Annotated in this window: 20 protein-coding genes; 4 read left to right on the top strand and 16 right to left on the bottom strand. The window is 74.3% G+C overall.

The window, feature by feature from the left end; translation table 11 throughout:
* Window positions 1–149: 149 nt before the first annotated feature.
* From ACZ4WZ_RS00900 to ACZ4WZ_RS00885, 4 genes are all read right to left on the bottom strand, one after another.
* The gene (locus tag ACZ4WZ_RS00900) at window positions 150–5111 is read right to left on the bottom strand and encodes a DNA-binding protein (RefSeq protein WP_467883776.1); all 4962 of its coding nucleotides are present in this window, start codon (window positions 5109–5111) and stop codon (window positions 150–152) included.
* Window positions 5108–5968, bottom strand: a complete 861-nt coding sequence (locus tag ACZ4WZ_RS00895; RefSeq protein WP_467883775.1) for a DUF4132 domain-containing protein — start codon at window positions 5966–5968, stop codon at window positions 5108–5110. Before ACZ4WZ_RS00895 ends, ACZ4WZ_RS00900 begins: the two co-directional genes overlap by 4 nt.
* A gap of 204 nt (window positions 5969–6172) precedes the next feature.
* Window positions 6173–7675: an MFS transporter gene (locus ACZ4WZ_RS00890; RefSeq protein WP_467883774.1), complete on the bottom strand. Its 1503-nt coding sequence runs from the start codon at window positions 7673–7675 to the stop codon at window positions 6173–6175.
* Window positions 7676–7826: 151 nt separating this feature from the next.
* Entirely contained in the window at window positions 7827–8339 is a 513-nt protein-coding gene (locus ACZ4WZ_RS00885) for a MarR family winged helix-turn-helix transcriptional regulator (RefSeq protein ID WP_467883773.1), read from the bottom strand.
* Between the two features lie 118 nt (window positions 8340–8457).
* On the opposite strand from ACZ4WZ_RS00885, the gene ACZ4WZ_RS00880 reads away from it, so the two are divergent.
* The gene (locus ACZ4WZ_RS00880) at window positions 8458–8868 is read left to right on the top strand and encodes an organic hydroperoxide resistance protein (protein ID WP_007262362.1); all 411 of its coding nucleotides are present in this window, start codon (window positions 8458–8460) and stop codon (window positions 8866–8868) included.
* A gap of 132 nt (window positions 8869–9000) precedes the next feature.
* Here the strand turns inward: ACZ4WZ_RS00880 and ACZ4WZ_RS00875 are convergent, their stop codons facing one another.
* The 10 genes from ACZ4WZ_RS00875 to ACZ4WZ_RS00830 form a co-directional block, all read right to left on the bottom strand.
* The gene (locus ACZ4WZ_RS00875; protein ID WP_467884191.1) at window positions 9001–9516 is read right to left on the bottom strand and encodes a mycothiol transferase; all 516 of its coding nucleotides are present in this window, start codon (window positions 9514–9516) and stop codon (window positions 9001–9003) included.
* A gap of 96 nt (window positions 9517–9612) precedes the next feature.
* Window positions 9613–10236, bottom strand: a complete 624-nt coding sequence (locus ACZ4WZ_RS00870) for a hypothetical protein (RefSeq protein WP_467883772.1) — start codon at window positions 10234–10236, stop codon at window positions 9613–9615.
* Window positions 10237–10368: 132 nt separating this feature from the next.
* Entirely contained in the window at window positions 10369–12438 is a 2070-nt protein-coding gene (locus ACZ4WZ_RS00865; protein ID WP_467883771.1) for an RICIN domain-containing protein, read from the bottom strand.
* Between the two features lie 382 nt (window positions 12439–12820).
* A complete protein-coding gene (locus tag ACZ4WZ_RS00860) occupies window positions 12821–13153 on the bottom strand; it encodes a TcmI family type II polyketide cyclase (RefSeq protein WP_388937537.1) in 333 nt (110 codons plus the stop codon).
* A 54-nt stretch (window positions 13154–13207) separates the two neighbouring features.
* Window positions 13208–13687, bottom strand: coding sequence for an SRPBCC family protein (locus tag ACZ4WZ_RS00855; RefSeq protein WP_467883770.1), 480 nt, complete (start codon window positions 13685–13687; stop codon window positions 13208–13210).
* A 1-nt stretch (window position 13688) separates the two neighbouring features.
* Complete coding sequence (locus ACZ4WZ_RS00850; RefSeq protein WP_388937540.1) at window positions 13689–13943, bottom strand: acyl carrier protein; 255 nt, start codon at window positions 13941–13943, stop codon at window positions 13689–13691.
* Window positions 13944–14021: 78 nt separating this feature from the next.
* On the bottom strand, window positions 14022–15275 hold the full coding sequence (locus ACZ4WZ_RS00845; protein WP_467883769.1) for a beta-ketoacyl synthase N-terminal-like domain-containing protein: 1254 nt from the start codon (window positions 15273–15275) through the stop codon (window positions 14022–14024).
* Complete coding sequence (locus ACZ4WZ_RS00840; protein WP_467883768.1) at window positions 15272–16543, bottom strand: beta-ketoacyl-[acyl-carrier-protein] synthase family protein; 1272 nt, start codon at window positions 16541–16543, stop codon at window positions 15272–15274. The genes ACZ4WZ_RS00845 and ACZ4WZ_RS00840 overlap by 4 nt, the downstream gene beginning before the upstream one ends.
* On the bottom strand, window positions 16540–16986 hold the full coding sequence (locus ACZ4WZ_RS00835; RefSeq protein WP_388937544.1) for a cupin domain-containing protein: 447 nt from the start codon (window positions 16984–16986) through the stop codon (window positions 16540–16542). Before ACZ4WZ_RS00835 ends, ACZ4WZ_RS00840 begins: the two co-directional genes overlap by 4 nt.
* 116 nt (window positions 16987–17102) lie before the next feature.
* Complete coding sequence (locus ACZ4WZ_RS00830; protein WP_467883767.1) at window positions 17103–18200, bottom strand: SchA/CurD-like domain-containing protein; 1098 nt, start codon at window positions 18198–18200, stop codon at window positions 17103–17105.
* Between the two features lie 281 nt (window positions 18201–18481).
* Here ACZ4WZ_RS00830 and ACZ4WZ_RS00825 point away from each other — a divergent pair, with 281 nt between their 5' ends.
* Window positions 18482–20113 (top strand): FAD-dependent oxidoreductase, encoded by a 1632-nt coding sequence (locus ACZ4WZ_RS00825; protein WP_467883766.1) that lies wholly within the window; start codon window positions 18482–18484, stop codon window positions 20111–20113.
* A gap of 14 nt (window positions 20114–20127) precedes the next feature.
* Here the strand turns inward: ACZ4WZ_RS00825 and ACZ4WZ_RS00820 are convergent, their stop codons facing one another.
* Both ACZ4WZ_RS00820 and ACZ4WZ_RS00815 read right to left on the bottom strand, forming a co-directional pair.
* Window positions 20128–20337 (bottom strand): acyl-CoA carboxylase epsilon subunit, encoded by a 210-nt coding sequence (locus tag ACZ4WZ_RS00820; RefSeq protein ID WP_467883765.1) that lies wholly within the window; start codon window positions 20335–20337, stop codon window positions 20128–20130.
* A gap of 175 nt (window positions 20338–20512) precedes the next feature.
* Window positions 20513–22336, bottom strand: coding sequence for a glyoxal oxidase (locus ACZ4WZ_RS00815; protein ID WP_467883764.1), 1824 nt, complete (start codon window positions 22334–22336; stop codon window positions 20513–20515).
* A gap of 320 nt (window positions 22337–22656) precedes the next feature.
* Here ACZ4WZ_RS00815 and ACZ4WZ_RS00810 point away from each other — a divergent pair, with 320 nt between their 5' ends.
* Together ACZ4WZ_RS00810 and ACZ4WZ_RS00805 are read left to right on the top strand one after the other, a co-directional pair.
* On the top strand, window positions 22657–24918 hold the full coding sequence (locus ACZ4WZ_RS00810; RefSeq protein ID WP_467883763.1) for a HelD family protein: 2262 nt from the start codon (window positions 22657–22659) through the stop codon (window positions 24916–24918).
* A 103-nt stretch (window positions 24919–25021) separates the two neighbouring features.
* Window positions 25022–26215: a cytochrome P450 family protein gene (locus tag ACZ4WZ_RS00805; RefSeq protein WP_467883762.1), complete on the top strand. Its 1194-nt coding sequence runs from the start codon at window positions 25022–25024 to the stop codon at window positions 26213–26215.
* Window positions 26216–26282: the final 67 nt, after the last annotated feature.

Here is a 26282-nt window from a genome sequence, read left to right as displayed (position 1 = left end):
GTGGAAGCAGTCGGGAAGGCAGCAAGGAAGAACGAAGGAAGGCAGCAGGAACGAAGGCGGAAAGAGAGGGAAGGAAGGGCGAAGGGGGCGGTGCGGGCCCGGTGGGGGCGCGGCGGCCGCTGCCGCGCACCCCCACCGGGCCCGGCCGGTCAGCGCCGGCGGCCGGCGGCGCGCCTCACCTTGAGCTCCTCGAAGCGCGGTACGTCGCCCTCGCGGACCCGCCCCCACGCCCGGCGGTACAGCTCCGCGGCCGGCTCGGCGGGCACCAGTACGCCCAGCGCCGGACGACCGCCCGCCGCCACCGCGTACAGGGGCAGCTTCCACGCCTCCACCGGCAGCACCGGCGCCCCCGGCTCGGTCCAGCCGCCGGGCAGGAACAGGGAGCGTCCGGCGCGGGTGCGGCTGGCCTGTACCACCAGCCCCGTGGCGGCCAGTTCGGCGCGGGCCGCCTTCATCCGGGCCGGCTTCCAGCCCGTCCAGCGGGCCGTGTTGCGGTCGGTCGGGTCGGGCATCGCCAGCAGCGCCAGGTACAGCGCGGCCGCGTCCGCGCCCAGGCCGTACTCCCCGGACACCTCCGCCACCAGCTCCGGCACGCTGCGCGACGGGTCCTGCGGCCACCAGGTGCCGTCCTTGTCGACGGCGCCCGCGACCGGTGTCCCCGGATCGGCGAGCAGCGCGGCGAACGCCGGGTCCTGGACCAGGCGCAGCGCCGTCTCGGCCGCGGAGGGCTGCTGGTCGGTGCCGCGCAGCAGCGGCAGGTACGGGTCGGACCCGGTCGAGTCCAGCAGGGCGGGCCGCAGCGCGGGCCGGGGCTGCGTGTCCTGCGTGGCCAGCACCACCGCGCCGTACCGCTCGTACCCCTCGCCGGTCTCGGTGGGGGTGCCCGCCGCCTTTCGGAAGTCGGGCAGCCGGATGTAGTGCCCGAGGCTGAGCAGGAGTCCGGGCGAGGCGAGGCGCTGGCGCAGCGCGGTCAGCGCCGGCGGCAGGCAGGCCCGTACCGGATGCCCGGCGGGCAGCCGGTGCGCGAGCCAGGCCGTCAGGGCCGCGGCCCCCGTCAGCACGCCCGAGTCGAAGGGCTGGGCCACCGGGGCGCAGGGTTCCACGTGGTCCCCCTTGACCGTCCACGCGACGTCCGTGCTCAGCACCTCGGAGGCCGCCGCGTCGAGCAGTGCCGGCAGCGCCCGGTGCGGGGCCCAGCCGCCGCCGCGCACCTCCTTGACGGCCTCGGCGAGCAGCCACTCGGGCACGGGGGTACGACGCCCCACGCGCTCGTTCCACACCCGCGCGGCGGCCGCCGCGTCAGGGCCCCGCGTCCACAGCGCCGCCGGGTCGGCGGGCAGCAGCGCCGCGACCAGGTCGCACCGGACGTCCACGCCCAGCTCCTTGAGCTCGTCGCGGGCGTTCACGGCGTCGGTGGCCTTCACCTTGAGGGTCTCGCGCAGCCCGGCGGGCAGGAACCCGCGCTCGTACGAGTCCAGGTGCGGCAGGCCCGCGAGGACCAGCCCGGCCACGGCGGCGCGGACCCCGGTGAGCCTCGCGAACTCCTCGGCGGCCTCCGGGAACCAGGGTGCCGGGCCGCGTTCGGCCGCCTCCTTCAGGAAGGCGGAGGCCCAGTCGGCGCCGCGCCCGCGGTCGCCGACCGGCCCGCCCGCTCCGGCCCCGGTGTAGGGGGCGGGCACGGCGAAGGCGCCGGCCGGGTCGTGCAGCAACGCGTCGAACTCGCGGCCCCCGGAGTACTCCTGGGTCTGCCCGTCGAGGGCGAGCACGGCGCCGCCGCCGAGCGGGACCACGGCGCGGTGCCGGCCGCCCCGGCCGCGCTCGCGGCCGTCGGCACCCAGCAGGTGTGCGGTGTCGACGCGCACCCGCAGGCGCCGCCAGCGCGCGGCGGACACCTCGGCCGAGGTGAGGCCCAGGGCGTCCGCCTCGCCGAGGACCCGCAGCAGCGCCGTCCGCTCCTCCTCGGTGGTGTCACCGGTGACGACCGCGCGGTAGGCGACCGCCGCCGGCGCGTCCAGGAACAGCCCGGTCCAGGGGAAGGCGGAATGGGCCAGCTTCGGCATGTCCACGTGCAGCCGGCCCGGTACCGCCTCGGCGGGGGTGTCGGCGACGGCCTCGGCCAGCGCGCGCAGGAAGCGGAAGGTGCCGTCGGAGTCCACGCCGTGGTAGCGGTGGTGCGGGGAACCCGTCAGCCCGTGCAGCGCACGGTGGAGCAGCCCGTCGGCCGGACCCCGGTCCACCGGCGTCTTCGGGCGCGCGTCCGGGGCCGGCTTCAGCGCGGCCGCGACCCTGTCCAGGGCCTGGCGCTGGGTCAGCGCCGCGCGGACGGTGTCGACCACCCCGCCGAGCAGCGCGGGCGCGGTGACGGCGGGCAGGGCCGCGCCGACCAGCGCGGGCAGCTCCGTACGCTTCACCGCCCGCGCGGCCGCCGCCAGCAGCTCCCCGGCACGACGCCCGTCCAGCGCGCGCAGCGCCGCGGAGCCCTCCGGATCGCGGGGCCGCAGGCAGTACCAGTAGGCGAGCCGGGGGAGTTCGGCGTGGCCGGTCCAGAAGAGGCCGCCGTTGTGGTCGGAGGTGACCCGGCAGGTGACGGCGCCCTCGGGGTCGGTGAGGGCCAGGGTCCGCCAGTCCTGGGAGACGGCGCGCGGCCGGTCGTCGCCGGGGAAGGCGACGGCCGCGCGCGGGAGGGGGCCGCCCTCGCGGACGGTGACGGAGCGCCCGGTGTTGTCGGAGCCGTGCCAGCCCTCGCCCCGGACGTACACGACGCGCCAGCCGAGCAGCCCGTCTACCGGCGTACCCAGCACGGAGCCCTCGACGGCGGGCGTCGGCCGCAGCCAGTTCTGGCCGACGTGGTCGTTGAGGACGCTGCCGCTCGGGTGGCCGTCCAGGGCGTCGGCGAGGAAGCCCGGCAGGGAGCGCCGCCCCAGTACGCCCGTGGCCGGGTCGTACTCGGCCCAGCCCCAGTCGCCCGGGCGGCCGCCCTGGTCCCACACCCAGTACGAGGTCCCGTCCGTGATGACGGGCCGTTCGGCGGGGAGCCTGCTGTCGCCCGCGTGCAGCGGGGCGGCGCCGCCGGTGGTGCGGCCGCCGCCGGGCAGCGGCAGGCTGACGTGCTCCGATCGCACCGACCAGAAGGAGTCGGAGGAGTCCAGGGTGAGCACGTCGTCGGGGGCGCTCAGCCAGTAGCCCTGGACCGGGCCGTCGTAGGAGGCCCAGAAGACGAGCAGGTCGCCGTCGGCGTAGTGGAAGCCCTGGTTGTACCGGTTGCCGCCCTGCGGGATCCGCAGGTCGTGGGTGAGCACGGTGGAGTCGGCGTCGATGACCCGGACCTGCGTGGAGTTCGCGACGATGACGTACGGCCAGGCGTCCATCACGGTCAGCCGCGTGCGCCCCTGGCCGGGCGCCAGCTCGGTGAGGGCGGCCTCCCAGGCCGGCCAGACCAGTTCCTCGAACAGGCCGCCCCGCAGGGTGCGGGCCAGGATCTCGCCCAGGTCGACGGACGCGGCCCGGGACACCTCCTCGGGGGCGAGGGCCAGTGCCTCGGACGGCAGCCAGGTGAGTCGGCGCAGCGCCTCCGGCAGCTCCGGCAGGGCCGCCACCGAGGACCGGGCGGCGAGCCCGCGGACCCACTCGGCGACCAGCGGGGCGCTGCCGGGAGCCCCGGCGAGGTGCCGCAGCGTCTCCCGCCCGGCCGAGACGTGGGTGTTGAAGCGCTCCAGGGTGCGGTGGAACGCCGGACGCATCCGCTCGTCGGCGCACAGCGCCCGCAGGTCGCGCCGCTCGGCCGAACGGGCCCAGCCGTCCAGGCCCAGCACCTCGTCCGGGCCGGGTCTGACGACGGTCAGCCCGAGCGAGAGCAGCAGGTCGAGCAGGTTCACGTCCTGGAAGCCCAGGCGCAGGCCCTGCTCCCGCCCCGGCAGGGCCAGTTCGGCGCGCAGCCGGCCGGCGCAGCGGGTGACGAGGGGCAGCAGGGCGGGGAGCGGCGGCGGGGTGCCCCAGCCGGTGTGGCGGGCGGTGTGGAAGCGCTCCAGCCAGCCGGCCGTGCCGTCGGCGCAGCGCTCCTCGGCGGGTGCGTCCGCCCCGGCGAGCCCGGCGGTGGCGCCGGACTCCTCCAGCACCTCCAGCCACAGGGCGGCCAGTTCCCCGGCCTCGCCCCCGCCGGAGGGCATGATGCCGAGCAGGGTCCCCCGTACCGCGGGCACGCGCTTGGCGAGGGCGACGAGCGCCGTGCGGTGGGCCTTCCACCAGCCGGTCGCGGCCCGCAGGGTGGCGGGCAGCGGCAGCAGCTCGGCGAGGTAGTCCTGCTCGGGTTCGTTGCCGGTCAGCCCGGCGGCGCGGGCCAGCCTGCGCAGCTCGACGGAGGCCTGCGCGGACGGCGGGAGCCCGCCCGCGGTGCGGCGTACGCACAGACGGCGGAAGCGCTCGAAGGCCTCGGCGGGGGAGACCCGCTGGGCCAGCTCCTTGCCGTAGCCGGTGAGCACCTTCACGGGCAGGGCGCCGGCCAGGGCGAATTCGAGGAAGACGGCGTCGAGCCGGTCCTCGTCGACGGCCAGGCCGTAGCGGGCCTCGCTCGTGCGGGCCCGGCCGAACAGCTGCGCCGCGTAGGTGGTGTTGTCCACGGCGAGGAAGAGGCGCGCGGCCTGCTCGTAGAAGACGGGCAGGAAGTGCGGGACGGCGGCGGCGAGCCGGTCGGCCAGCTCGGCGCAGGCGTCGAGGGCGGCCTTGGGCTTGGTCTTGGCCTGGCGGGCCAGCCGGTCCAGTTCGGGGACCACGGCCAGCGCGTGGTGCCCGTCCTCGGGGTGGTGCACCAGCACCCACTCGGGGAAGCCGAGTGCCTGGCGCCGGCCGAGGCCGACCACCCGCGGCTCGCCGTCCGGTACGAGGCCCAGGAAGCCCGCGGCGAGGTCCTCGGCGGCACCGAGCTCGGCCGCGGCCAGGCGGACCACGACCCGCTCGTCCCCCAGGGCCGGGTGACGGTACGTCCGCGCGGTGAGGGGGACGGCCGAGGGGCCCGCCCCGGTGGTCCCGGCGGGCAGGACGGCTCCCGCCGCCAGCAGCCCGGCGCTGTCGCCGAGGCCGTTGCGGGCCGTGCCCGTGGTGTCGGTGGTGCTCACGCTTCGTCCCCGCCCTCTTCGATCGTGCGCCCGGCGTACAGCGCCGCGGCCATCCGCATGCCCTCGGACCAGGCCACCGGTCCGACCTCGGCCAGGCGTACCGCCCGGCCCTCCTCGTCGTGCCAGTTCAGCGCCCCGGTGGCCGACTCGTCGTCCCAGTAGGGCTCGCCGATCCACACGGCCGCCTCCACCGCCCGGCCGGAGTCGCGCACCTTGCAGGTGGCGTATCCGCCGGAGACCCGGTAGCCGAGGTTCGTGGCGCGGGCGGCGAGGCTGAACCGGCTGGGGAAGACCCCGCCGGCGTAGTCGTGCACCTCGGTCGCGGCCGGTTCCAGGTCCGCGGGCTTCTCCCAGGTCGCCCTGTGGATCTGCTCGACCCGCTGGGTGATGTCCAGCTCGGCCGCGAACTCCCGTACGTCGTCCAGGTCGGGCAGCAGCACCGGGTGCGGCAGGGTCACCGTGCGCGGGGAGAGGCGTACGGTCTCGCCGTCGAGGTTGACCACCTTCAGCTCGCCGGCGGCGGTGGCGTCGCGCAGGAAGCCCACCTCGTCGGGGTCGCTGTCGGGGACGACCGCGAGGTCGCGCAGCGCGGCCTGCCAGGCCCCGTCGGGCCAGACCCGGGCGAGGAGCTCGGTCGGCACCGGCAGGGAGGACACCATCCAGGTGTCCACCTGGGCCGCGCAGGCCGCCTCGTGCCGGCCCAGCCACTCGGCGAGCCGGCGCAGCCGGTCCACCTCGGGGTGGTCGCGCAGCGCCTTCGGCAGCGCCTTCAACTGCCGTCCCGCGGGCCGCCGTACCGCGACCCGCCCCTCCACGAGGGAGATCTCGTACCCCTCGTCCAACGCCAGCCAGCCCATCAGCGCGCGCCCCTCCACCTGTCCGAAAACGTTCTTGCGCAGCCCGGATCACGGCGCGAGCGCCTGTTGAGCTGCGGTATGCGGGGAGAGTAGCGAGCGCCACTGACAACGCGGAGGGGAGGGGTTCCGCAGCGGTGCTCCCGGACGCGCCGCTGCCCCCGGTCCGTGCGGGACGGGGGCAGCGGGAGGGAGTGTGACGCGGGGTCAGGCCGCGTCGGCGGTGTCCGGGACCTTCGACGGGGCGGGGCTCGGGGCGGCCGTCCGCACCACGCGCGGGCCGTGGCCGGATCGCAGGCCGAGCCGGGCGATCAGCGCGACCAGGGCGAAGGCGGCGGCCCCGATCCAGAAGGTGAGGGTGAATCCGGACTCGGCCGGAAGCGGCGGGACGCCCTGCGGCAGGTGCTCGACGGTCTTCGACGCCAGGATGGTGGTGACGACGGCGCTGCCGATCGCGCTGCCCGTGGAGCGGGAGATGGAGTTGATGCCGTTGGCGATGCCGCTCTGGTGGTGCGGGACGCTGGACATGATCACGGCGGGCATGGCGGCGTAGCCGAAGCTGACGGCCGCGCCGACGACGAGGCCCGCGCCGATCACCGAGAGGCCGTGGTCGTGGTCGAGCGCCAGCCAGCCGAAGCCGACGGTGCCGAGCGCGGCGGCCACGGCGAGCGCGAGGCGGGGGCCGCGGTGGCGCACCAGTTGGCCGCCGATGGGGGAGGCGAGCAGCGAGACGATCGCGCCGGGCAGCAGGAACTGGACGGAGGCGCGCAGGATGGACGCGCCGAAGCCGTAGCCGGTGAGCTCCTCCGGCATCTGGACGAGGTAGGAGACGCCCAGGAAGTTGGCGAACATGCCGAAGCCGACGAGGATGCCGGCCAGGTTGGCCATCAGCACCGGGCGGTGGACGAACATCTTCATGTCGACGAGCGGCTCGGCGACCTTGCGCTCGACCAGGACCCAGACGGCGGTCATCACGGCCGCCCCGGCGAAGCCGCCGAGGGTGCGGGCGGAGGACCAGCCCCACTCGTGGCCCTGGGAGATGGCCAGCAGGAGCAGCAGCAGGGCGATGCCGAGGGTCAGCGCGCCGAGGAAGTCGGTGCGTCCGCCGGTCTTGTGCCGGGTGGCGGGGACCAGGAACACCACGGCGAGCAGGGCCAGGGCGGCGAACCCGGTCGCCATCCAGAAGGCGTTGCGGTAGTCGGCGTGGGCACCGGAGGTCAGCAGGCCGGTGGCGACCAGTGCCAGACCGCTGCCGAACGCGAGGGTGCCGCTGACCAGCGCCATGGCGCCCGGCAGCTTCTGCGGCCGGACCTCCTCGCGCAGGACGGACAGGGCCAGCGGGAAGATCGCCGTGGCGGCGCCCTGGAGCACTCGGCCGAGGATCAGCAGGGGCAGGGAGGTCGCCAGGGCGGCCACCACGGAGCCGGCCACCATCACGCCGAGGACGGCCACCAGCGTGGGCTTCTTTCCGTGCTGGTCGCCGAAGCGGCCCAGCAGCGGGGTGAAGACGGCGGCGGAGAGCAGGGTGGCGGTGGTCACCCAGCTGACGCCGGCGGTGGACGTGCCGAGGTCGTCGCGGATCAGGCCCAGGATCGGTACGGGCAGGGTCTGCATCATCGACACGACCATGGCGGCGAGGCTCAGGGCGAAGACGATGACCGTCTCGTTCCTGTTCCCCGCTTCGGCGGGGGCGGATGCGGCGGAGCTCATGAGGCGAGGACCTTCTTAAGTGCTTCAGGACGCAGATGTTTTATGTCGTCAAGTACTTTGGAGAAGGTAGCCAGCAATAGTTAAGGTGGTCAAGTAAAAGGTTGATAATAGCAACTATCTCGGCCGCCGGGTGTGCGCGGGCGGCGGACTGTCAGTCCCGGGAGGCCGGGCCGGCGGCGTCGACGGACTCCACGGCGGTGTCCAGGGCGGCCGTGAGGCGGCCCAGGCGCTGCTGGAGGTCGCGGATCTCGGTGAGCTCGAACCCGGTCGCCCTCGCGATCCGGCGCGGGACCTCCACGGCCCGCTCGCGCAGGGCGGAGCCCTCTGCGGTCAGCACCGCGTGCACGGAGCGCTCGTCCTCCGCGCTGCGCTCGCGGCGGATCAGGCCCGCCGCCTCCAGGCGCTTGAGCAGGGGCGAGAGCGTGCCCGAGTCGAGCCGCAGGTGCTGTCCGAGCTGCTTGACCGGCATCGTGCCGTGCTCCCAGAGCACCAGCATCACCAGGTACTGGGGGTAGGTCAGGCCCAGGTCCTTCAGGACGACCCGGTAGAGCCCCCCGAAGGCGCGGTTCGCGGCGCCCAGCGCGAAGCAGATCTGTCCGTCGAGGCGGAGGAAGTCCTGGTCGCCAAGGGGTTCGCGGAAGGCGTCGGCGGGCTGCTCGGTCATGGGCCCAGTGTACCGGAGGCGGCTTGCGGGCCATTGAGTTGTGCACAACTGAATTGTGTGCTCTAGTTGTGGCCGAGGGTCGCCACCGGCCGCCCCGCCCCTGCGAAAGGACCTCCCGATGGACGCGCTGTACACCGCCGTCGCCACCGCCAACGGCCGCGAGGGCCGCGCCGTCAGCTCCGACGGCCAGATCGACCTCCCGCTCGCCATGCCTCCGGCGCTCGGTGGCAACGGTCAGGGCACCAACCCCGAGCAGCTCTTCGCCGCCGGCTACGCCGCCTGCTTCGCCAGCGCCCTCGGGCTGGTCGGCCGGCAGGCGAAGGTCGACACCGGCGACGTGTCCGTCACCGCGGAGGCCTCCATCGGCCAGGACGCCGGCGGCTTCGGCCTCGCCGTCACCCTGCGCGTCGAGCTCCCCGCCCACCTGGAGGGCGAGACCGGCACCCTGCTGGTCAAGCAGGCCCACGAGGTCTGCCCCTACTCCAAGGCCACCCGGGGCAACATCCCCGTCGAGCTCGTCATCGAGTAACCCGGGCAGCCCGAGCGGCCCCGGCAGGGGCCACCGGCCTCACCGTCCCCCCGGCCCCACCGTTCCGCGGGCCCGACGCTGGCGCGGCCGGGCGGCCGGCCACGCCCTGACCGGGGCGGCCGATGGCTTCCGCTAGGCCGAGCGCCGCTGGAGCACGCCCCGGACGTAGGCCGCCTGGCCCGCGTGCTGGAGGTCGTCCGCCAGGACGCTGACCAGACGCACGCCCAGGCTGACGGGAGGGTCCCAGCGTTCGTCGACGATCCGCTCGAGATCGGCGGCGGACAGCCCGCGCACGAACCGCAGGCTCTGCTCGTGCACCTCGTCGTAGTAGCCCAGCAGCAGGCCGGGGGAGTCGACGCGCACCTGGCCGGCCTGGGCGGCGGTGTGTCCGTAGCCGATGCCGTCATCGGGCAGCGGCAGGCCGAAGCGGTCCGCCCAGCCCCCGGCCCGCCACACCTGCTCCAGGCCCGAGGCGTCGGCCACGTGGTCGTCCTGCACCCGGGTCAGGTGCCAGACCAGCCAGGCGATCGAGTTCGCCGCCGGATCGAGCCGGGCGTTCAGCTCCTCGGCCGAGAGCCCCTCGACCGTCTCGTGGACCACCTCCCGGATGCGTCCGAAGCCGTCCGCCAGTACCTCCGTGGCCTTCATGAGCAGTCCCCAGCCGTGTCTCTCGTCGTGTACGTCGTCGAGCGCTTCGGGGACCACCATGCTCGCCCGCCGCCCGGTCCGGCCGACGACACTCCGTCAGCGGCGGGAGCGGCGCAGCAGGATCCCGGCGGCCGCGCCGGCGAGGGCGATCCCGGCCACCCCGGCGGTGGTCCACCAGCCGCCGGAGCCACCGGACGGCGCGGGCACCGGTGCCGGGGAGGGGGAGGCGGAAGGTGCGGAGGGGGCGGAGGGGGCGGTCGGCACGGAGGGGGCCGAAGGGGCCGGGGCGGGGACGGCCGGCGGCGACGGGGCCGGGTCCACCACGGGCACCGCGACCTCCTGCCGCGCGTGCCCGAGCGCGGGGAAGCCCGCGTCGACGGTCACCGTCCACGTGCCGGGCGGCAGCGCCTCGGCCGTGATCCACCCCGCGGCCCGGCCCGCGTCGCGCACCAGCCGCCAAGGGCCCGCCGTCCGGCTCCCGTCGGCGCTGACGGCGTTCACGGTGGCGGCCACGGCCTCATCGACGGCGTCCCCGTCGTTCTCCCAGGTGACGTCGGAGGTGACACGGCCGTCCCGCTGACCGGTGATGACCACCTTCATGGTGTCGCCGTGCGCGCGGGCGGGTCCGGCCGTGCCCACGGCCAGCGCGAGGTACAGCAGGGGGAGGGCCAGTACGGCGAAGGCCAGGGCGGCGGCGGGGGTCGGGAGGTGTCGGCGCATCGGCGCGGTGCTCCAGGTGAGGGGAGTGACGGGCGAGGGGACGAGGGCCCCGCGGGAGGCGGGTTCCTCGGAGGGGAGGGCGAGGGGCGGGCGGCCGTAGGGGAGTACGGCCGCCCGCCGGCCTGGGGCCGGTCAGCCGGCCTTGCGGGCCGCCCAGACCTGCGCCGGACGGCCGTCCGCGCGCTGGAGGTCGAGCAGCCAGGTCCCGTAGTAGGGCCGGTTGCTGACCGTGAGGGCGAAGCCGCCGCTCGGGTCGGTGATGGTCACCGCGCCGTCGCGGGAGGTCAGCCGCCACTGCTGGGCGGCGGAGTTCCCGCAGGCCTGCTGCACGACCCACATGCCCGCGGCGGGAGCGCCGCCCGGCTGGAGGCACTTGCCGGAGGCCGCGGACCGGATGCGCACCGTCCCGCCGCCCGCGTCGTCGAAGTACCACTGCTGCTGCGCGTAGCCGTTGGTCCGGTTCGCGACGAGGACGGTTCCGTCGGCGGTCCGGCCGCCCCACAGCTCGGCGGCCATGCCGCTGCTGCCGTTGCCGAGCACGTAGCGGGTGCCCGGGGTGGTGGCGCCGCCGCCCGCGCCGGCCGTGCGGAAGGACGCGGCCTTGCCGGGGCCGCTGTCACGGCCGGAGCCGTCGCGGACCGACACGGCGGCCGTGTACGCGGTACCGGGCTTGAGGTTGTAGACGCGCAGCGAGGTGGACTGGACCCAGGTCAGGTGCTTGTCGTTCAGCAGGACCTGGTACCAGACCGCGCCCTCGGCCTTCGGCCAGCTCAGCACCACCGAGTCGGACTGGATCTGGCCCGCCGTCACCGCCGGGGCGCCCGAGGGCTTCTTGGTGGGCGACGGGCTCGGCTTCGCGGTGGGCGAAGGGTTCGGGTCCGGGGTGGTGCCGCCGCCACCGCCCGCGGAGCGCATCAGGAACTGGTTGTCGGCGATGTTCCAGTGGGTGGCCAGGTAGCTGCCCGGCTTCGGGCTGGTGTGGAAGTAGTCGTCGTGGTTGCAGTCCAGGATGTTCTCGGCGGCCTGGTTGCGGCACACGTCGCGCATCTTCGGGTAGTACGGGGTGTCGGAGTAGCACATGACGTCGAACTCGTCCGTGCAGTGCGCGCCCCGGCTGGTGTTGGGCGCGCTGTTGTTGACCGCGCCCAGGTTGTGGCCGAGTTCGTGGGCGGCGGTGTGGCCGCCCCAGCAGCCCGAGTCCGTACGCCCGTAGGAGGGGCCGAAGTTGCTCAGGTTGTTCTGGCCGGGCCGCTCGTCGCCGTTGAAGGTGCCGATGCCGCAGTAGACCTGGGAGTCCGCGAAGATCATGTACTTGCGGTCGCGGCGGTCCAGTCCCTTGGCCGCCAGCGCGTTGTTGGTGGCGCTGAACTCCCGGAGCGCGGAGTCCGGGAGCTCGATGTTGAGCACCGAGGGGGTGCAGTCGGCGGCCGTCACGTAGCGGATGTGCCGGACGCCGCCGGTCTCCTTGGCGCTCGCCGCGTAGATGAGGTCGGCGTCGGCCGCCCACTTGCGGAACGAGGCCACGTACTCGGCGTACCGGTCGCGGCCGGGGCCGTGTACGTACACGACCTGGACGCGGTTGCCGGTGCTGCCGTCCCCGTCGCACTGGACGGTCTGCCCGGCCGGCCCGGCGGCGACGGCCTGGCCGCCGGAGGCCGGCGGGGCCGGGGCCTTGGCGCTCGGGGCGGCGCCGCGGGCGTCGGCGGCGGGCGCGTCCTGAGGACGCCCGCCGTTCTCGGTGGCGGCCGGGTCGGCGTGGGCCGGGGAGGCGGGGTCGGCCGCCGGGGCCTTCGTACGGACCACGGGCTCCACGTCCCGCTTGATGTCGACGCCCCCGGGGGGAGCGTCCGGCCCGTGGGTGCACAGGCCCGCCGTCGTGCGGTAGACGCCGACGCAGCGGTCGCCCTTCGGGGCCGTCTCCAGCCCGTCGTAGACCATGCCGCGGCTGTCCTCGTTCGCGGGCGCCTTCGCGAGGGGGGCCGGTTCCGCGTCCCGGGCCGGTGCGGCGGCCGGTTCGGCGACGGCGGCGGGTGCCTCCGCCAGTGCGGTGGTGGTCGCCTCGGCGTCGCCGCCGATGCCGGAGTAGGCGATGCCTCCCGCGAGGACCGCCGCCGATGCGAGGGCGGCGGTCAGGAGTATCAGCTTCCTGGGTTTGCGCCGGTGGCCGGGCCTGCGCCGGCGGCCGGTGGATCGTGCTGTCATGCGCACCTCAAGTCCTGGTCAGGAGAGTGGGTGCGCGGAAGCTTGCCAGATGGACGGCTCGTGGAATTCGGACAAACGGGAGAACGGCCCGAGAAATCTATCCGTTACCTGGAGGCAGGATTTGATGAACCGTCAATTCGCTTTTAAAACAAGAGAGTTACGCGCGTCGCCCGTCAAAGGTCCAGGCCTTTTCGGCGTTCTTGTTATCAAATCGAGATATGAGGCGGAACCTTGTTGACGGGAATTCAGTCAGCTATTCATGTAAAAACTACCTGCCGAATTCCCCCCGTCACGAGCCGTGAAGCGGACGCGCCCGATGCGCGTGGGTCGTGGGTGCCCAGGCCGCCCGGAGGGTGCGGCGCCGGCTTGGGCACCCGTACGACTACCGGGCGGCGTCCCGCTCCCAGAGGTAGAACCGCTGGGCCATCGCGTCCTTCGGGCTCCGCCACGTCTTCGGGTCGTGCGGGCTGACGAAGGCCGAGAGCCGCTCGCTCAGGTCGCGGAACTCCGGGTGCCCGGTGACCTGGGCGATGGCCGGACCGGGGTCCCGGTCGGCCTCGATCAGGTGCATGTACACGTCCCCGAACTGGAAGAGACTGCGGCGGCGGACCCCGACCAGGTGGGGCAGCTCACCCGCGTCCGAGGCGGCGAACAGGCCGGCGATGTCGGGCGCCGAACCGGGCGCCATACGGGCCACGATGAGGGCTTGGTGCATCGGGAGGTGTGCCTTTCGACTGGACGGGACTGAGGAGGGAGGGGGCGGGAGGTCTCAGCGACGGCCGGCGACGGGCTTGCGGCCGCTCCGCTCCCGCTGCTCGATCTTGTCCCGGATGAGTTCCATCTGGATCCGGGAGTTGAGGTTGATGCGGTCGGTCATCCCCACGTCGTCGATCGGCGCGTCCGGCTTCATCGCGAAGTCCTGGACCCAGCGCATGCGGGTGCCGCCCGGCACCTCGCCGTACTCCCAGTGGATGTCCATGTGCGCGAAAGGACCGGTCTCCACCCGGCGGGCCTTCACCGTGAGGCCCGCGCGGTCCACCGTCCGCTCCGACACCCAGCTCCACACCACGCCGTTCTCGTCCGGGTGCATGGCGAGCCGGAACCGGGTGGTGTCGCCCGCCTTCTCGAGGATCTCGACCGAGGCGTACTCGCTGAACAGCTTCGGCCAGTTCGGCAGGTCGTTCGTCACGTCCCACACGACGTCGACGGGCGCTTTGACCACGATCTCGTTGTCGGTGTGTCCAGGCATGTCAGGCTCCGGTCATGAGGCTGTTGTTGACGAGGTCGACGAACTCGCGCGGGCTCTTGCAGCGGTCCGCGTCCGGGGGCAGCGCGCGGCCCCGCCGGTTCTCCAGCTCACCGACGATGCCGAGCAGACCGAGCGAGTCCAGGCCGTAGTCGTCGAACCGGGAGTCCGGGCGGCTCGCCAGCTCCGAGGGGTCGACGGTGATGCCGGCGCTCTTCATGAGCGCCGCCAGCTCTTCCATGGTCAGTTGGTCGGACATGGTGCCTTCTCTCTCTTTCCTGCTTCCGGGGGCCGGGCCCTTGACCGCGCCCGGCCCTGACGAACGGGGTACCGGTCCCTACGCTGCGGATCCGGGCCCCTTGCGGAGGACGAGTGCCGCGTTCGACCCCATCCGGCCCCGGCTCAGGACGAGCGCGGTCCGCAGGGGGGCGACACGGGCGCTGCCCGTGACCACGTCGAGGTCGTGGCAGACGTCGAAGACGTTCGGGGTGGGCGGGATGACGCCGTGCTCCAGAGCCAGCACGGCGGCGGCGGCGTCGAGGGTGCCGGCCGCGCAGTACGCCCGCCCGGTACCGGTCTTGGGAGCGGTCACCGGCACCTTCGCGCCGTACGCGCCCAGCGCCTCCCGGATCGCCCGCGCCTCCGCCGCGTCCGCCTCGGGCGTGCCCAGGGCGTCGGCGAAGACCACGTCCACCTCCTCGGGGGCCAGACCCGCCTCCCGCAGGGCGCCGCGGACGGCACGGGCCAGACCCGCTCCCGACTCCTCCGGCCGTCCCGGCCCGGTGAAGGTGGCGGCGTGCCCGGCCAGCAGGGCCCGCACCGGCGCACCCCGCCGCTCGGCCGCCTCCGCGTCCTCGACGGTGAACATCGCGCCGCCCTCCGCCGGGACGAACCCGCAGGCCTTCGCGGTGAAGGGCCGGTAGGCGCGCGCCGGGTCCTCCGCGGTGCTGAGCCCCTCGTACCCGAGCTGGCAGACCACCGAGTACGGCGCGAGCGGCGCCTCCGTCGCGCCGACCAGCATCGCCCGGCTCCCCTGGCGGATCGCCCGGGCGGCGTGCGCGAAGGCGTCCAGCCCGCCCGCCTCGTCGCTCGCGACCACCCCGCACGGGCCCTTGAACCCGCGCCGGATGGAGATCTGGCCGGTGCTGGCCGCGTAGAACCAGGCGATCGACTGGTACGGGCCGACGTAGCGGGGGCCCTGCCCCCACAGCCGCTGGAGCTCGCGCTGCCCGAACTCGCCGCCGCCCGAACCGGCCGCGGTGACGACGCCGACCGCGTACGGATCGTCCTCGTAGTCCGCCCGGCCCAGCCGGGCGTGCTCCAGCGCCAGGTCCGCCGCCGCCAGCGCGTAGTGGCTGAAGCGGTCCGTCTGGACGAGGAAGCGGTCCTCGACCAGCGCCCCGGGCTCGAAGCCCCGTACCTCGCCGGCGACACGCACCGGAAGGTGCTCGCAACCCTGCCGGGTCACCCGGTCCAGGACGCTCTCGCCCGCCTGGACCGCCTTCCAGAAGGCGGCGGCGCCGATCCCGTTGGGTGCGACGACCCCGATGCCCGTGACGGCCGCCGGCTTGCCGGCGGTGGGTCTGTTCACGTGCGTACCTCCTTGGGCTGGGTCATGACCACGGCGGACTGGAATCCGCCGAAGCCGCTGCCGACGGACAGCACGCTGCGCATGGTGTGGTCGCGGGCGGTGCGCGGCACGTAGTCCAGGTCGCATTCGGGGTCGGGCGTCTCGTAGTTCGCGGTCGGCGGCACCACCTGGTGCGTCATGGCCAGGACGCAGGCCGCGAGCTCGATCGCCCCGATGGCGCCCAGGGAGTGCCCCACCATGGACTTGATGGAGGTCATCGGCGTGTCGTAGGCGTGGTCGCCGAGCACCCGCTTGACCGCCGCCGTCTCGTGGCGGTCGTTCTGCTTGGTGCCGGAGCCGTGCGCGTTGACGTAGTCGATGTCCCGCGCGTCGATCCGGGCCTGCGCCAGGGCGGTCGATATCGCCCGGGCCATCTCCAGGCCCTCGGTGGTCAGCCCGGTCATGTGGTGGGCGTTGCCGAAGGTGGCGTAGCCGCCGATCTCGCAGTAGACGCGGGCCCCGCGGGCCCGGGCGTGCTCCAGCTCCTCCAGGACCAGGACCGCGCCGCCCTCGCCGAGGACGAAACCGTCCCGGTCGGCGTCGAAGGGCCGGGAGGCGTGCGCCGGGTCGTCGTTGTTCGCGGAGGTCGCCTTGATGGCGTCGAAGCAGGCCACGGTGATGGGGGACACGGGGGAGTCGGACGCGCCGGCCACGCACACGTCCATCCGGCCCTCCTGGATGGAGTGCACGGCGTACCCGACGGCGTCGAGCCCGGACGTGCAGCCGGTCGAGACCGTCTGTACGGGACCGCGCGCCCCCGTCTGCTCCGCCACCGCCGAGGCGAGGGTCGCGGGGGTGAACGCGCGGTGCAGGAAGGGCGAGGAGAGGCGGTGGTCCACGTCCCACCACGCCCCCTGCTGGCTCACCGCGACGTAGTCGTGCTCCAGCCGGGTGGTACCGCCGACCGCCGTGCCCAGGGAGACGCCCGTACGCCAGGCGCGTTCGCCGTCGAGCTCCAGCCCGGCGTCGGCCATCGCCTCGCGGGCGGCGACCAGGGCGAACTGGATGTAGCGGTCGGCCCGGGCCGCCTCGTCCTCGGTGAGGCCGTGCTCACGGGGGTCGAAGTCGACCTCGGCGGCTATCCGGGAGCGGAACCCGGACGGGTCGAAAAGGCTGATGCCCCGAGTCGCCGTACGGCCGTTGGACAGCAGGTCCCAGAAGGCGGCGGTCCCGATGCCGCCCGGGGCCACCACGCCCACCCCGGTGACGGCCACCCGCCGGCGCGTCACGAGACCACCCCGGAGCGCTCCGGCGGACGCTCGGCCCAGGCGGTGGCGTCCGGGTTCGGGGCCTCCTCGGTGTCCACGTGCCCGAGCTCCGGGCGCGGGGCGAGGGGGCCGAGGTGGAAGACCATCCGGGCCTCGGTACCGCCGACGTTGCGGAACCGGTGGCGCACGTTCAGCGGGACCAGCAGCCCCTGGTCGGTGCGCAGCGGGTGGGTCTCGCCGTCGAGGTCGACCTCGAGCGTCCCGGCGACCACGTACACGAACTCCTCGGAGTACGGATGGTAGTGCTCGGCGATCGACTCGCCGGGGGCCATCACCGCCAGGCCCATGAAGCCGCTGGTCGAGCCCACGGAGGTCGGGGTGAGCACGGCGCGCAGATCCCCTCCGCGCCTGCGGTTGGGCTGGGTCTCGCTGAGGTCGACGATGCGCGGCTGATGTCTGGTCATGCTGACTTCCTCCTGGCGGATCGGAGCCTTGGCGTGCGCGCGGGCTGCCGGGTCGTGACGGGGAGCGGGGCCGGGGGGCCGGGTCCGGGCCGTGGCCCGGGGCGGCCCCGTACGGATCAGGACTGCGCGGGAGCCCGGCGGTCGGTGATCAGGTCCATGGGGTGGGGGCCGGCCGGAGCGGTACCGGGCGCCCCGGCCAGCAGGCGGTCCAGCACCGCCGCCTTGCGGGGTCCCTCGAGGCCGAAGCCGGCCGCGAAGCGGGCGTCGGCCGGGCCCTTCACGTCGAGGAGGCGCACCACCACGTCGTCGCGCTGGAAGATGCTGCTGCTCAGCACGGGGGAGGTGGGGATCCTCGCCGCCGTCTCGTCCTGGCGGGCCAGGAAGCGGGCGACGAGGGGGCCGCAGCCCGCCTTCGCCGGGTAGAACAGCGCGTGCCGCGTCACCCGGTCGGGCTGCGGTCCGTGCGCGGCCACGTGGTGGACGGCCGGCAGGGCCGCGCGCATGAAGAACATCCGCGCCGACTCCGGATCGGACAGGTCCCGGTGCTGCTCCAGGTACGGGTTGATGGCGTGCTCGACGGCCCGCACCTCAGGCTGCTCCGACACGTGCCGCAGGGCCGCGGTGAGGTCGCCCTGCACCTCCACGGCACGCACCACCCGGTTGCCGTGCATGAACAGCGAGGTCCGGCAGAGCCGGGTGTGGTCGTCGACCCGGGCGGCCGGGGAGGAGTACGAGGAGAGGATCTCGGCGACCTCCGCCTCGCTGCCCGGCTTCACCGTGAAGGTCAGCGCGTGCCGGACGATGCCCTCGCCCAGCCGGGGCGCGCCCTGCAGCCGGCCGCCGGCGGCGCGCTCGGGCGCCTCGTACCGCTTGCCGGTCTCGCGCAGCACGGTGAAGGTCAGCGGCCGCATCGAGCGGGCGCAGGCGCCCAGCGGCCGGACCTGCTCGGCGTGCTCCTCGCTGTTCACCCACGCGAGGTACTGCGGCGCGCTCTCCCACTCGCTCGTGATCAGCCACTGCGAGGGGTTCGCGAAGGACTGGCAGAGCTGGTCGCCGAGGTGGCCGGGCACCGACGCGATGTCGTGCCGCAACTGCTCGTAGGCGTCGAAGAACCGCTGCTGGGCACCCTCGTGGAGGTCCATCAGCAGGACGACCCGCAGCATGGAGCCGTCGAACGCGGACTGCGACACCCGTTCGGACAGGGTGGTTGTCATCTGCTCACTCCTTCGTGAGGGCCTGGACCGGCGTGTACGCGGCTCGGTGCTTCGCCGGCGGCAACCGCCGGGGCGCGGGTCCCGGGGGGCCGCGCGGTCGGGGACGGCGGACGGTGTGGCCCAAGTGGGTCCGCCGCTGTCGCTCATCGTCATCCGGCCGGGTACGGATCGCGACATCTCCGGATCAAGCGGGTGACAAGACGCGACTCGCCAAGGCAAGAACCCTGATCGGGGGCATAAGGCGTCCACTGCCCCCCACACGAAACAGGAGCCCGCAGCCGATGGAAGAACATGCCGATGTCCGCGTACCGGTCCTCGTCGTGGGCGGTTCCCTCGTAGGCCTCTCCGCCTCGCTGTTCCTGAGCCGCCACGGCATCAGGCACATGGTGGTCGAGAAGCACGCCGGGACCTCCGTCCACCCGCGCGGACGGGGCATCAACGCCCGGACGATGGAACTGTTCCGGACGGCGGGCGTCGAGCCCGCCATCCGCAAGGAGGCCTCCGCGCTCGAGGCCAATCAGGGCATCCTGCAGACGCATGCCCTCATCGGCGGCGAGCACAAGTGGCTCATCAAGGCGGTCGACCCCTCCGGGGCCCTCGCCCGTTTCAGCCCGACCGGCTGGTGCCTGTGCAGCCAGAACAACATCGAGCCGGTCCTGGCCGCGCAGAGCCGCGCCCAGGGCGCCGACGTACGCTTCGCCACCGAACTGATGAGCTTCGACCAGGACGCCACCGGGGTGAACGCCCTGGTCAAGAACCGGGAGACCGGCGAGCACCTCACCGTCCGCGCCGACTTCCTGATCGCCGCGGACGGCCCGCGCAGCCCCGTCCGGGAGGCGCTCGGAATCCGCCAGACCGGCAACGGCGAGCTCTTCCACAACGTGAGCATCGTCTTCCGCTCGGAGCGCCTCGCCGAGGCCCTGGGCGACCTGCGCTTCATCGTCTGCTACCTGATGAGGCCGGGTGCGGACGGGGCGCTGCTGCCCGTCGACAACGAGACCCAGTGGGTCTTCCACGCGCCCTGGCACCCCGAGACGGGCGAGACGCTGGAGGACTTCACCGAGGAACGCTGCATCGCGCAGATCCGCGAGGCCATCGGCCTGCCCGACCTCGACGTGGAGATCGGCGGCAAGGCCCCCTGGCACGCCGCCGAGCGGGTCGCCGAGCAGTACTCGGTCGGCCGGGTCTTCGTGGTGGGCGACGCGGCCCACGAGATGTCCCCGACCGGGGCGTTCGGCTCCAACACCGGCATCCAGGACGCGCACAACCTCGCCTGGAAGATCGCGGCGGTGCTGAACGGCTCGGCCGGCCCCCGCCTGCTCGACAGCTACGAGGAGGAGCGGCTCCCCGTCGCCCGGGCCACCAGCGAGCGGGCCTCCGCCCGCTCGGCCGAGCACAGCCACCCCGGGTACGTGCCGCCGCCCACCATGGGCGGCGGGCCCGGCAGCGGGGTCCTCACCACGGCCATGGGCTACTGCTACCCGAGCGGCGCCGTCATCGGCGGCGACCCGGCGCGGCCGGTCATCCCCGAGGAGATGCGCCTCAAGGGCGACGTCGGCACCCGGGCACCGCACATGTGGCTGACCCGGGCCGGCGAGCGGATCTCCGCGCTGGACCTGTACGAGACGTCGTTCGTGCTGCTGAGCAGCCCGGGCACACCCTGGCAGGAGGCCGCCAGGCAGGTCGCCCGGGAACTGGGCGCGCACCTGGACGCCTACACGGTCGGCTCCGCGCCGGACGCCGACCTGGTCGAGGCGGAGGGCACCGACTGGGCGCGGCTCCACGAACTGCCCGCCGACGGCGCCGTCCTCGTGCGCCCCGACGGCTTCGTGGCCTGGCGGTGCGAGGGGACCCCGGCGGACCCGCGGGCGGAGCTCGCCGACGCCATGACCCGGCTGCTGCGCCGCTCCTGAAGGGCGGGGCCCGCTCAGCGGCAGGCCCAGCACCCCGCCCAGCACCCGTGGCCCCCGGGCCGCGGCGGCGGGCGGTGGTGCGCGGCACGCACCGGCCGGGCGCCGGCCCGCGCGGCCCGGCCGGCGAGGCAGGCGACCACCACCGTGATGGCGGCGAGTTCCTCGGGCCGGGCGGTGCCCCGGTGGATCCGGAGCAGGCTGGATATGGAGACGTCGCTTCCCATCGGTACGGCCTCTCGTCGGGAGACCCCCCTGCCCCGGTCGGGCCCTCTCGGGCCGGTGGACCGGGTGCTGACGACGCTACGAGCCCCCCGGCGGCGTGTCGTGCGGGGGAGCCCGGTCCGCACCCATTCGGGGGACACGCCCGCGAGCGGCGCGCGAGGGGGCCCCGCCGCCGGACTACCGCAGGCCCAGCTTCACCCACTTGGCGGTACTGGGCACCCCGCGCGCGTCGAGCAGGAACAGCATGTAGTACCCGGGCGGGGCGTCCGCCGGCGTCGGCGGGGTCCGCAGGGTGATGCGGTCGCCGCGCACCGCGGTGAGCGGCAGTTCCAGGTGCCGCTGGCTGGTGTTCACCGCGTGGGTGACGGTGGTCGGCGCCAGGAGTACGGCCCGCCGGACGGCGGCCGCGGTGGAGCTGCGCACCTCGAAGGCGGCGCCGTGGGCGAGCTCGCCCCGGGGCGCCCGGTCCAGGGCCGGCCGGGGGCCGCCCCGGTGGAGGTAGGCGGGCTCGTAGATCTCGATGCTGCCGTCCATCGCGTCGCGGATGTCGGGGTCGTTGGCGATCTGCTGGAGCTCGTCCCCGGTCACCATGACCCGCCCGTCGGGCATCACCAGGGCGTTGGAGTGGTAGCCCCGGGGGAGCCGCTGGGCCGGTCCGAGCCGCCAGTGGCCGGCGGCGTCGCGCAGCTCGGTCCGCCGGTACTTGAGGTCGGCCTTCGGGTTGAAGGGGCCGTACCCGTAGTCGCGGGTGCTCAGGGCTCCGTTGACGGTCAGCAGGGTCGCGTCCGGCAGGATCAGGGTGTCGTCCTGGGTGCGCCCGAAGGCCCGGGGCTCCTCCGTGGTCCACCGGCCGCCCGCCAGCCGGTAGGTGTTGGGGTCGTGCGGGTCCCCGCCGAGCACGAGCACGGAGTCCGGGCCGCGCAGGCCCGCCGGGAGGGGCACGGCGGATCCGTAGCCGCGGAAGTCCGCGGGGCGCCGGGGCAGGTCGCGGCGGGTCTCCCTGACCGGGTCGAAGAGCCACTGCTGGTCGGCGTCCCGGCCGAGCCCGTAGATCATGCCGTCCCGCAGTGAGAACAGGTGCGGGTAGTCGTTGCGGAAGGGCGCGTCCGCCCGGAACCGGTCGGCCGCGACGTCCAGAGGGATGTCGAACGGGCGCCAGGGCACCGGCAGCCCCTTCGCCGGGAAGCGCTCCACCACCGGGGTCGGGGTGCCCGTACCGCGCTCGGACTGGCCGGACATGATGATCTGGCGGCCGTCGGCCCCGGTGACGGCCGACGGGTACCAGCGGCCCACCGCCATGTCGCGGTTGCGGTACCAGTGCTCGGTCCACGGGTCGAAGACGAAGGAGAGCTTGGCGCCGCTGCCGCCCTTGCCGCCGGTGTTGCCGCCGAAGACGGCGAGCATCCCGTTGGGCAGGAACGCGTGCCCGGCGCAGAAGAACGGGGCGGGGCGCGGGGCGTACGTACCGTCGGGCATCAGCACCGTCGGCGGCCGGACCTCCTTGAACGCCCGTGCGCCGGTGCCCTTGGCCGGGTCCCACAGGAAGGCGCGGCCCGCGTTGGTGGGGCCGGTCCGGTCGGTGGGGCCGGTCTCCCTGGTCGGGTCGACCTCGACCCGTTCGAAGGAGAAGAGCAGCACCTTGCCCGTCGGCAGCTGGGCGAGGTGGACCCCGAAGTCGGGGGAGGGGAAGAACTCCGTGAAGCGGCCGTGCTCCGCCGGGCGCAGGCCCTTGTTGGCCAGTGCCTGCGACGCGGTGAGCGCGGTCAGGCTCGCGGTGCGGGTCGCCTGCGGGTAGCCGTCGGAGCCGCGGACCGCGCGGCGCCGCTCGGCGTGGGCCCGTGCGTGCTCCTCACCGATCAGGGCGGCCTCCGCCGCCGTGACCCCGGCGCCGCCGTCCGCGTGGTCGTGGGCGGGCGCGGCCGCGGCGGCCGGCCCGGACAGGAGGACGGCCGTGGCCAGCGTGGCGGCGAGGACAGCGGACCGGTGTGTTCGTCGGGACATGCGACTCCTCCGTGTGCGACCGCCGGGGGGACGGGAGGGACGCCATGCTAAAAGATCAGGTGGATATCGCCTCATATGGCGCGAACCGGCTGCCTCGTACGGGTGCCCCCGGCGGCCCCCGTACGCCCCTGCCGTGACGCCCGGCGGCGAGCCGGCCGCCGCCTCCGCGGGGGTGGGCCAGTCCGGTACGCATACAAAAACGCCCCGGACGAATTGACGTCCAGGGCGGGCTTTCGCGTATATTCAATACTTCACGCCCTCGCTCGAATGGAGGGCGTGGCGAAGCTTTACGGGGACATCGTATCGCGCTGGGAGCGAAATTGTCAAACACAGAATTTCAGAGCGAGCAGAAATTCATCACCGAGCTCTACGCGCGCCTCGAAGACCTGCGCGACCAGGCCGAACGGGCCGTTCAGGGCGCCCTGGGGGAGAGCGGTACCGGTTTCCAGGCGCGGCTGGAAAGGGACGTCCTGGTGGCCGAGCAGTCCGGTCTGCTTTCCGCTCTGAACTCCGCCGAACACGGCCTCTGTTTCGGCCGGCTCGAGTTCTCCGACGGCCGCGATCACCACATCGGCCGTATCGGCATCAGACAGGACGACGCCGAGCGCACCCCGCTCGTCCTCGACTGGCGCGCCGAAGTCGCCCGCCCCTTCTACCTCGCCACCGGGCACGTCCCGATGGGCCTGCGCCGCCGTCGCCACATCACCACCGAGGGGCGGCGGGTCACCGCCCTGCACGACGAGATCCTCGACCTCGCCGACACCGAGCGCACCGGCTACGAGGGCGCCGACGCGGACGCCGTGCTGCTCGCCGCCCTCGACACCGCCCGCACCGGCCGCATGCACGACATCGTGCGGACCATCCAGGCCGACCAGGACCGCATCATCCGCTCACCGCACCAGGGCGTGCTCGTCGTGGAGGGCGGCCCCGGCACCGGAAAGACCGCCGTCGCCCTGCACCGCGCCGCCTACCTCCTCTACGCCCACCGCGAGCTGCTCGCCCGGCGCGGCGTGCTGATCGTCGGACCCAACCCCGCCTTCCTCGGCTACATCGGCGAGGTGCTGCCCGCCCTCGGCGAGACCGGCGTGCTCCTCGCCTCCCCCGGCGACCTGTACCCCGGAGTGCGCGCCACCGGCACCGACCGGCCCGGCGCCGCCGCCGTCAAGGGCCGCGCCGTCATGGCCGACGTCCTCGCCCGGGCCGTCGCCGACCGGCAGACGCTCCCCGAGGACGTACCCGCCGGCAGCGGGGAGGACAGCGCCGTGGTCCCCGAGCCCGCGCTGGAGATCGACCACGACGACTACGGCACCCTCCTGCTCGACCGGACCATGGCCCACGCCGCCCGCGACCGCGCCCGCGCCACCGGCCTGCCCCACAACCCGGCCCGCCCCTACTTCGCGTTCGCCGTCGTCGACGCCCTCACCGAACAGCTCGCCGACCGGCTCGGCGCCGACCCCTACGGCGGCCCCAACCTGCTCGGCCCGGACGACGTCGCACAGCTCGGCAAGGAGATCGCCACCAGCCCGGAGGTACACGCCGCCATCGACACCCTCTGGCCCCGGCTGACCCCCGAGCGGCTCGTCGCCGACTTCCTCGCCGACCCCTCCCACCTCCCCCCGGAGGACGCCGACCTGATCCGCCGGACCTCGGGCGACTGGACCCCGGCCGACGTCCCGCTCCTCGACGAGGCCGCCGAGCTCCTCGGCGTCGACGACAGCGCCCTGCGGGCCGCCGCCGAACGCGACCGGCTGGAGCGCATCGCCTACGCGCAGGGCGTCCTCGACCTCTCCCAGGGCTCGGAGTCCTACGAGTTCGAGGACATGGAGAACGAGTACCTCGCCGCCCACGACATCATCGACGCCGAGCGGATGGCCGAACGGCAGGAGGAGGCGGACCACCGCACCACCGCCGAACGCGCCGCCGCCGACCGCACCTGGGCCTTCGGGCACCTCATCGTCGACGAGGCGCAGGAGCTCTCCGAGATGGCCTGGCGGCTGCTGATGCGCCGCTGCCCGACCCGCTCCATGACCCTGGTCGGCGACCCGGCGCAGACCGGAGACGAGGCCGGCTGCGGTTCCTGGAAGCAGATCCTCGACCCGTACGTCGGCGACCGCTGGGAACACGTCCGGCTCGGCGTCAACTACCGTACGCCCGCCGAGATCATGGAGCTGGCCGCCGGAGTGATGCGCGCCCACCGGCCCGGCTTCGAACCGCCCCGCTCGGTGCGCTCCACCGGCGTACCGCCGTGGGTGCGGGCGGCCCGTGACCTCGCCGGCGCGGTCGCCGGAGCCGTCCGCGACGGGGCCCCGGCCGAGGGCCGGCTCGCGGTGATCGCCCCGCGCCCCCTGCACCCGGCCCTGGCCGAGGCGCTGCCCGGCGTACGGGCGGGGGAGGAGCCGGACCTCACCCGGCCGGTGGTCCTGCTGGACCCGCGCCAGGCCAAGGGGCTGGAGTTCGACACGGTGATCTTGGCCGAGCCCGCGGACCTCGCGCCGAGCGACCTCTACGTCGCGCTCACCCGCGCCACCCAGCACCTCGGGGTGGTGCACACCGGCCGTCTCCCCGAAGGGCTGCGCGGCTGACGGACCGGCCACCCCGACGGTGGAACGGGCCGGCCACCCTGTAGGTGCGGAGTGGCCGGATCCGCCCCCCTCCAAGGGGCTTTGACCGTCGTAGGGTGACCGGATGCCTGTAGTTGACATCAGTTCCGCGGCCGCCGACTTCGACTCCGACCCCCACTCCTTCTACGCGGCACTGCGCGCCGCCGGTCCGGTGCACCGGGTCCGCGGCGTCATGCCCGACGAGGACCCGTACTGGCTCGTCGTCGGCTACGAGGAGGCCCGCCAGGCCCTCACCCACCCGGACCTGCTGAAGGACTGGCGCAGTTCCGGGCTGTATCCGGACATCGAGCCCAGCGCCTCCAACTCCAACATGCTGGAGTCCGACCCGCCCCGCCACACCCGGCTGCGCCGCCTGGTGGCCCGGGAGTTCACCGCCCGCCGGGTGGAGGCGATGCGCCCCCGCGTCCAGCAGATCACCGACGAACTGCTGGACGCGATGGCCGCCCGTCCCGCGCGCTCCGCCGACCTCATCGAGGCCCTCGCCTTCCCGCTCCCCATGACGGTGATCTGCGAGCTCCTCGGCGTCCCGGACCTCGACCGGGAACGCTTCCGCCGCTGGTCCAACGACATCGTCGCGCCCCGCCCGGAAGCCACGAACGCCGACGCGCACGTCCAGCTCAGCCTCTACCTCGCGGACCTCGTCGCCGAGAAGGCCGAGTCCCCCGGCGACGACCTGCTCAGCGCACTGATCCGCACCCGCGACGAGGACGGCGACTCGCTCTCCCCCGACGAGCTCATCGGGATGGCCTTCCTGCTGCTCGTCGCCGGCCACGAGACCACCGTCACCCTCATCTCCAACGGCGTCCGCGCCCTGCTGGCGCACCCGGACCAACTGGCCGCGCTCCGCGCCGACTACGACGGGCTGCTGGCCGGGGCCGTGGAGGAGATGCTCCGCTACGACGGCCCCGTGCAGAACTCCACCTACCGCTACGCCGTCAAGGACGTGGAGCTCGGCGGTGCGGTCATCCCCGCCGGGTCGGTCGTGCTCGCCTCGCTGTCCGGCGCCGGCCGGGACCCGGGCCGCTTCACCGAACCCGACGTGTTCGACATCCGCCGCGCCCCCGGAGGGCACCTCGCCTTCGGGCACGGGCTGCACTTCTGCCTCGGCGCCCCGCTGGCCCGGATGGAGGGCCGCATCGCGATCCGGGGCCTGCTGGAACGGTTCCCCGGCCTGGAGACCGACCCGGCCGGCGGCCCCCAGGAGTGGATCCCGGGCAGTCTGATGCACGGGGTGAGCCGACTGCCGGTGCGCTGGTAGCGGGACGCCTCCCCCGGGCGGTACACCACCGGTGGCCCGCCCGGCGGGGGCGCGTACCGGCTGCCGG

The organism is Streptomyces sp. NPDC029122 (assembly GCF_055569445.1).
The sequence above is the reverse complement of the archived record's forward strand: the minus strand, read 5'-3'. Positions and strand labels throughout refer to the sequence as shown.

Bases quoted from the DNA above. Each gene is read 5' to 3' on its own strand.
- ACZ4WZ_RS00895 (WP_467883775.1), bottom strand. From the start codon at position 5,968: ATGGGCTGGCTGGCGTTGGACGAGGGGTACGAGATCTCCCTCGTGGAG.
- ACZ4WZ_RS00890 (WP_467883774.1), bottom strand. From the start codon at position 7,675: ATGAGCTCCGCCGCATCCGCCCCCGCCGAAGCGGGGAACAGGAACGAG.
- ACZ4WZ_RS00885 (WP_467883773.1), bottom strand. From the start codon at position 8,339: ATGACCGAGCAGCCCGCCGACGCCTTCCGCGAACCCCTTGGCGACCAG.
- ACZ4WZ_RS00880 (WP_007262362.1), top strand. From the start codon at position 8,458: ATGGACGCGCTGTACACCGCCGTCGCCACCGCCAACGGCCGCGAGGGC.
- ACZ4WZ_RS00875 (WP_467884191.1), bottom strand. From the start codon at position 9,516: ATGAAGGCCACGGAGGTACTGGCGGACGGCTTCGGACGCATCCGGGAG.
- ACZ4WZ_RS00870 (WP_467883772.1), bottom strand. From the start codon at position 10,236: ATGCGCCGACACCTCCCGACCCCCGCCGCCGCCCTGGCCTTCGCCGTA.
- ACZ4WZ_RS00865 (WP_467883771.1), bottom strand. From the start codon at position 12,438: ATGACAGCACGATCCACCGGCCGCCGGCGCAGGCCCGGCCACCGGCGC.
- ACZ4WZ_RS00860 (WP_388937537.1), bottom strand. From the start codon at position 13,153: ATGCACCAAGCCCTCATCGTGGCCCGTATGGCGCCCGGTTCGGCGCCC.
- ACZ4WZ_RS00855 (WP_467883770.1), bottom strand. From the start codon at position 13,687: ATGCCTGGACACACCGACAACGAGATCGTGGTCAAAGCGCCCGTCGAC.
- ACZ4WZ_RS00850 (WP_388937540.1), bottom strand. From the start codon at position 13,943: ATGTCCGACCAACTGACCATGGAAGAGCTGGCGGCGCTCATGAAGAGC.
- ACZ4WZ_RS00835 (WP_388937544.1), bottom strand. From the start codon at position 16,986: ATGACCAGACATCAGCCGCGCATCGTCGACCTCAGCGAGACCCAGCCC.
- ACZ4WZ_RS00830 (WP_467883767.1), bottom strand. From the start codon at position 18,200: ATGACAACCACCCTGTCCGAACGGGTGTCGCAGTCCGCGTTCGACGGC.
- ACZ4WZ_RS00825 (WP_467883766.1), top strand. From the start codon at position 18,482: ATGGAAGAACATGCCGATGTCCGCGTACCGGTCCTCGTCGTGGGCGGT.
- ACZ4WZ_RS00820 (WP_467883765.1), bottom strand. From the start codon at position 20,337: ATGGGAAGCGACGTCTCCATATCCAGCCTGCTCCGGATCCACCGGGGC.
- ACZ4WZ_RS00815 (WP_467883764.1), bottom strand. From the start codon at position 22,336: ATGTCCCGACGAACACACCGGTCCGCTGTCCTCGCCGCCACGCTGGCC.
- ACZ4WZ_RS00805 (WP_467883762.1), top strand. From the start codon at position 25,022: ATGCCTGTAGTTGACATCAGTTCCGCGGCCGCCGACTTCGACTCCGAC.